This window comes from Chryseobacterium soli (genome assembly GCF_000737705.1).
Lineage (GTDB): Bacteria > Bacteroidota > Bacteroidia > Flavobacteriales > Weeksellaceae > Chryseobacterium > Chryseobacterium soli.
The window spans coordinates 1-5,920 of sequence record NZ_JPRH01000021.1; the positions used below are offsets into that span (position 1 = coordinate 1).

Annotated in this window: 8 protein-coding genes; all 8 read right to left on the reverse strand. The window is 32.6% G+C overall.

Going from position 1 to position 5,920, the window contains the following annotated elements:
* Nucleotides 1-340 precede the first annotated feature (340 nt).
* Nucleotides 341-1,651, reverse strand: coding sequence for a ribosome biogenesis GTPase Der (gene der / locus IW15_RS21680; protein WP_034715694.1), 1,311 nt, complete (start codon nucleotides 1,649-1,651; stop codon nucleotides 341-343).
* 305 nt (nucleotides 1,652-1,956) lie between these two features.
* Nucleotides 1,957-2,310, reverse strand: a complete 354-nt coding sequence (locus IW15_RS21685) for a hypothetical protein (protein WP_034715696.1) — start codon at nucleotides 2,308-2,310, stop codon at nucleotides 1,957-1,959.
* A 906-nt stretch (nucleotides 2,311-3,216) separates the two neighbouring features.
* Complete coding sequence (locus IW15_RS21690; protein ID WP_034715698.1) at nucleotides 3,217-3,630, reverse strand: hypothetical protein; 414 nt, start codon at nucleotides 3,628-3,630, stop codon at nucleotides 3,217-3,219.
* Nucleotides 3,627-4,151 carry an RHS repeat-associated core domain-containing protein gene (locus IW15_RS21695; RefSeq protein ID WP_034715700.1) on the reverse strand — a complete coding sequence of 175 codons (525 nt, stop codon included), beginning with the start codon at nucleotides 4,149-4,151 and terminating at the stop codon, nucleotides 3,627-3,629. Before IW15_RS21695 ends, IW15_RS21690 begins: the two co-directional genes overlap by 4 nt.
* A 15-nt stretch (nucleotides 4,152-4,166) precedes the next feature.
* Entirely contained in the window at nucleotides 4,167-4,418 is a 252-nt protein-coding gene (locus tag IW15_RS23075) for a hypothetical protein (protein ID WP_034715702.1), read from the reverse strand.
* Nucleotides 4,419-4,461: 43 nt separating this feature from the next.
* Nucleotides 4,462-4,896: a hypothetical protein gene (locus IW15_RS21705; RefSeq protein WP_034715704.1), complete on the reverse strand. Its 435-nt coding sequence runs from the start codon at nucleotides 4,894-4,896 to the stop codon at nucleotides 4,462-4,464.
* Entirely contained in the window at nucleotides 4,896-5,132 is a 237-nt protein-coding gene (locus IW15_RS21710; protein ID WP_034715707.1) for a hypothetical protein, read from the reverse strand. The genes IW15_RS21705 and IW15_RS21710 overlap by 1 nt, the downstream gene beginning before the upstream one ends.
* A 24-nt stretch (nucleotides 5,133-5,156) precedes the next feature.
* Nucleotides 5,157-5,828 carry an RHS repeat-associated core domain-containing protein gene (locus IW15_RS22270; RefSeq protein ID WP_051882309.1) on the reverse strand — a complete coding sequence of 224 codons (672 nt, stop codon included), beginning with the start codon at nucleotides 5,826-5,828 and terminating at the stop codon, nucleotides 5,157-5,159.
* Nucleotides 5,829-5,920: the final 92 nt, after the last annotated feature.

Genomic DNA, 5,920 nt, shown 5'->3' on the forward strand with positions numbered 1-5,920 from the left:
ACAATGCAGCGTTGGCTGGCGACACAGGGTTATCAGCCCGTAAGGTTATTGTATGAAAAATGGCTTTAAAAATTAAAGTAAGAATATACAATTTTACACCAGACGGTATGATCTGCTTATTTCTGCTGTCATTCAGAATGTAACGAAGTGAAATGAAGAATCTAATCTATTAAATAGATTCCTCCTTCGTCGGAATGACAATAGGTATAAAATGGCATATATCAACCAAAATTAAGTTCTAAATAAGAAATATTCTTCACTAGATTAAAAAAACAGGGTAAGGAAATACATCCTTACCCTGTTTATATGATTACTCTCCAATCTATTCGGAAGCAGTTTTTTATTTTTGTCTGAAATAGACTTCGATTGGAATTCCGGTAAACCCGAATTGTTTTCTTAACTGATTTTCAGTAAATCTTTTGTATGGCTCTTTCACGTATTGTGGAAGGTTACAGAAGAACACAAACTGAGGCGACGGCGTAGGAAGCTGAACGCAATATTTAATTTTAATATATTTCCCTTTATTAGCCGGCGGCGGTGTCTGTTCAAAGATTGGCAGCATCACTTCATTTAATTTTGAAGTTTTGATCTTTTTCTTACGGTCTTCGTATACCTGCATGGCTACTTCTACCGCTTTTAAGATTCTCTGTTTAGTTAATGCTGAGATAAATAAAACAGGAATATCACTGAACTGACCGATTCTGTCTTTGATCACTTTTTCGAAGTCACGCATCGTGTTAGTCTGCTTATCTTCAACCAAGTCCCATTTATTAACAACAATTACAATTCCTTTTCTGTTTTTCTGAGCCAGTCCGAAAATATTCATATCCTGAGATTCCCATCCCAGTGTAGCATCTACCATGATGATTACTACATCAGAATATTCAATAGAACGGATTGATCTCATTACAGAGTAAAATTCCAGATCTTCAGAAACTTTAGCTTTACGACGCATTCCAGCAGTATCTACCAATACGAACTCGTGTCCGAATTTATTGTAAAGCGTCTGGATACTGTCTCTGGTTGTTCCTGCAACATCTGTTACAATATTTCTTTCTGCATCCAGCAAAGCATTCGTCAATGTAGATTTCCCTACGTTAGGACGTCCTGCAATGGTGATTTTAGGCAATCCTTCAAACGGATCTTTATAATCTGTGGTGGGAAAATCTCTAACAACATCATCTAAAATCTCTCCTGTTCCGGAACCTGTAGCTGAAGAAAGTGTGTAGTATTTTTCAATTCCTAACTGGTAGAATTCTGTTGCAGGAAGTTCTTCCTTAGCAGAATCTACTTTATTGATCACGACATAAACAGGTTTGTTTGATCTTCTTAAAAGTTCATAGATTTCATAATCTGTATCGGTAAGGCCATCTTCCACGTTCATCATGAAAATGATAGAAGTGGCTTCATCTACAGCCAGCTGTACTTGCTTACGGATCTCTTCTTCAAAGATATCTTCTGTTCCTACATCATAACCACCGGTATCAATTACGGTAAAATCTACTCCGTTCCAGTCCGACTTTCCATAATGACGGTCTCTGGTAACACCTGCCGTAGAATCTACGATGGCCTCTCTTCGCTCTAGTAAACGGTTAAAAAGTGTGGATTTTCCTACGTTGGGACGCCCAACGATTGCGACAATATTCGACATAAAAATGTTTAATAATCCCTCGACTAAGCTCAGGACAAGTTATTAATGGGTTTCTCCAACTTTTGGAGCCCAATTTTTTGCAAAGATATGATTTTATTATTTATTGGAACTTCAAGAAAAATAAAGATGTACGGCAGTGTGGGAATAATATGGTTTTGGATATATGTATTGATGTACTTTTAACGATTTATAAATTTCTATACTGAAACATTTTTTTCGTGGGAACAAACCAGTATTTGTTCAAATGCACCTTGCTGATGTGACGATCTTGTCCGTATCCTGCTGGCTGATCAACTCCAAGATTATTAAAATTCTCTAAAATTATATTTATACTCTTTTCCTCCTTTCTTCTTTACAATGAGTATTTTTTGGAAAGGCTTTTTAATGATATAATCTCCTTTTTCAGCTACCCCTTTAAAAATAGTATACTCATTTAACGAGTCGGTAATCGGATGCAAGACAAATTCTTTATCTACAAAAATTATTTTTATTCCTTTTGCATAATAGTCAATGCCTATAAGCTCATCATCTAAATTACTCGCATTAAATTGTTTAAAATTATTCTTAGCTCTTTCCTGCAAATCGTTTCCTGTATAGAAATAACAGCCTATCACTATAATCAAAGATGCTATGAACGGAATATGTTTTCTTTTTATCATTTAATTTGCTAAAAATCTATATTATATGGTACTCAAAATCTTTAACCTACTTCTTAATGGTAATAAACTTTTTGTGCATCCACATAAAGCCTGATTTCAAAGGGGGCATTCAATGTGCCTGGTTCTACTATTTCTTCCAAAAATTTAGTCATATCTTTTATAAAATTCATATCTGTCATTTCTCATTCTGTAGACATCAAATGTATGTGTATGGGACTTTTTGGATATAGAATCACCTGTTTTCAATGTATCACCTTTAGTGTTTGAAGTTGTTATACAATATTCTGGAGTATAGTAAAATTGCAGTGATTGATCATAATAATTTTCTACGTTTATAATCCTAGAATGAATTGCATTTTGGTAAAAATAATTATTATTCTTATATACATGTTTATGTAAATAGAAATATCCAAATATAAGCAAAGTTACTATCATAGGGATGAATCGATAATATTTTTTCATTTTTATAACCTTTACTACTTAAGAAAACAGAGCTTTGGAAAAGGGCATCTGTAAATGTAAAATTTTGGCAATCTACTATAAATATCATTAATAATTTATACCTCTCAATATTTCTTTACCCCCTGGCTGTCCCACGAATCGTTTCAAGTGCAAGAAAAAACTATGTATTAAACATTCTGAAAATTGTAATCTTATCCAAAAGTCCTTTCTTATCAGAATAATAAACTTTTTTCTATATCTATAATTTGTTTTACGTAAAGATAGAAAATGAGGCCGTTTACCGAAAGTAATTATTAATAATCTGCTACAAGAAAGGATTCTTACAGCAGATTGGATTTTATACAAAACAGAACGTTTTCATATACAAAACCACTGCTATTGAGCAGTGGTTTTGTTATTATTACTTTACCACACAATGTAATTGTGCGGGAGCGGAATAATGTTTTATTGTTGGTTAGGATTCAACTTATAATGCTTCAATATGATGTTTTTTGAAGAATTATTCAACTTATAGAAAATACCTTTATCTTTATATCTCCAAAATTCGAGTCGATCATCTGCAAATAATGTATCTTTTTTATTAATAAATGCAAATGTATAATTACCATCATCAGGGACAATAATTCTATTTTTGGAAGTAATTTTTTCTTTAATTATTGAAATTTCATTTTTCAAATTTTTGTCTCTTATTACCACTTTCATTATATCACGATTCTCTAAAAAGAAAATTTGAAGCGAGGATCCCAAAGTATTATTACTATTTAAATCTAATCCATTATAATAATACAGAACAACTTTTTGACTTGTACATGATGTAGCAATTAAAAGTATTAGTAAAAAATATTTTATTTTTATCATGGTGTTGGTGTTGCTGGTGGTTTAGCTTCTTTTATAGATGTCACACTTCCTACTGGATAAGGTATTATGCCATAATTAGTTCTTTTATCTTCATTTAATACTGTATTCATTTGATTACCTAAGTTTGTAGTTGTGAATTCTTCTTCTTCATTTTTAAACCTAAGATTTGCTCCATCTGGCGTAAGTATTGATTTTTCAGATTTTGTAGAATAATCATTCCGTCTCCTTTCTCCATATTTTGAATCAAAAAGATGATTATATCCATGGATCACTTCATGCCCTCCCGAAGAATATAGCTTATCTAAAGCCTGATAAGTATTTCTATCGAATTCATTTTCAATTTTGCTATAATCCCAGTCTTTTTGATATGAATAAACATTGTCACCAAATCTAATATCTCTTCCATTGGGATCAATAAATAGAATTGGATTATTTACAGCATAATTATATGGACTATGTCTTCTGTGTTTCTCTGCCAACGGATCTACAATGCTCCATCTCCCAATATCCGGCATATACATTCTCGCTCCATTATCTTACATCCCTGTCTCCTGCAACTCCTTCCCGTTATATTTATAATTCTTATAACTCCCTTGTCCATAGAATGCATTCCCGGTTTTGAGGTAGTTCATCCCGAAAGGATCGTAATCATTGGCATCTGTGATCTCCAGAACGCCTGCACTGTTTCTTCCGAAACTTATCCTTGCATTACCCAAATGATCTTTATACTGGTAAATATACTTATTGTTTTCAAAATAAATATATAGCTTTTCATATACAAAAACCACCGCTCAATAGCAGTGGTTTTTTGTGTTCTATAAAAAGACTTTTTTACATAAAAGACTTTGCTTCATTTGTATATTCAATTTTGTAGTTATTTCTATCCTTCCATATATATATAAATTTATATTTTGGTAATTGTTCTTTGTTTAATCTTATTTTATGCTTATTGTCAATAATAATTTCAACCTCTTTATTATTAAAAATTACACAAGAGTTTGTATATCCTAACATTGGCAATGTTTTACTTTTTTCATTAAGAACTATACTATTCCCATTTTTGACTGTAATAAGATTATCAAACTGCGATGCAAAATCTAAAAACGACTTATTCTTTTCCTGAGCATTAAATTTCTTAATCATAACTCTTGATCGTACATTATCGACAATCTCCATCTCTGTACCATATACTTCAGTTGTCTTTACAGCAGAGCAGCTTATAACAGCAAATGAAAAACAAATTATTATTCTATTAAAAGCTTTCATTATCTCGTTTTTGGTTGTTGTTGTTCTATTAGTTTTATGGACTCTGTCCTTTGTTCTGGAGTCATTTTTGTACCGGGACCTCCCACTCGCATTAAATTATCCGGAGGTGAGGCTAAAGTGGCTTTACTGTCATGTTTCTGTCCAGCCGTATGAAGGTCTTCATGAGTCCCTGTTTTAGCAAATTGTTTACTATCCCTTTTATCAAAGAGTAAATTCCCATTTGCATCCATAGGCATTTCTTGGGTTGTATAAACATTAATTTAGGTTCTATTGGTTTGTGTATTATTATTAGTATCAGTCATTCCATCAGTACGGACTACAGCATTATCAATAAATTGTTGGCTTTTTCCCTTAAAATCATCCACGTTATTAGTATCATAACCAATATTATAGTCTCTTATAATAGTAGCTTTATTGCTTTCACTAAAAGTAATATTAACCTGATTTCCATTAGAATCCTTCCCTCCAAAAGAAGAAACAATTTGTGCATTCCGCTCCTGATTTAATGCAGACATCTGTTCATTAGAAAGAACTCCTACGGTATTATTTACAGGCTTATATGTAAGATGTAAATTGACAGTCTTGGTTTCTAAATTTCTACTTGATACCCATTCTAAGCCTTCCAATTCTCTGCCATCAATAACTCTGTTTTCTGCAAATGCATAAGTACTGTTATAAGGGAATTTCTCAGCCAAAGGATCGATATTAAAGAACCTTCCTACATCTGGCATATAATTCCTCCACTTAAAGCTATAGAAAACAGTCTCTTGTAATTCCTGTCCTTGGTACTTGTAATTCTTATAACTACCCTCTCCATAGAATGCATTCCCGGTTTTCAGGTGGTTCATCCCGAAAGCATAGTAATCATTGGCATCTGTGATTTCCAGAGCGCCTGCGCTGTTTCTTCCGAAACTTATCCTTGCATTACCCAAATGATCTTTATACTGGTAAATATACTTATTGTTTTAAAAATAAATATATAGCTCTTTATATATAAAAACCACTGCTAATTGCAGTGGTTTTT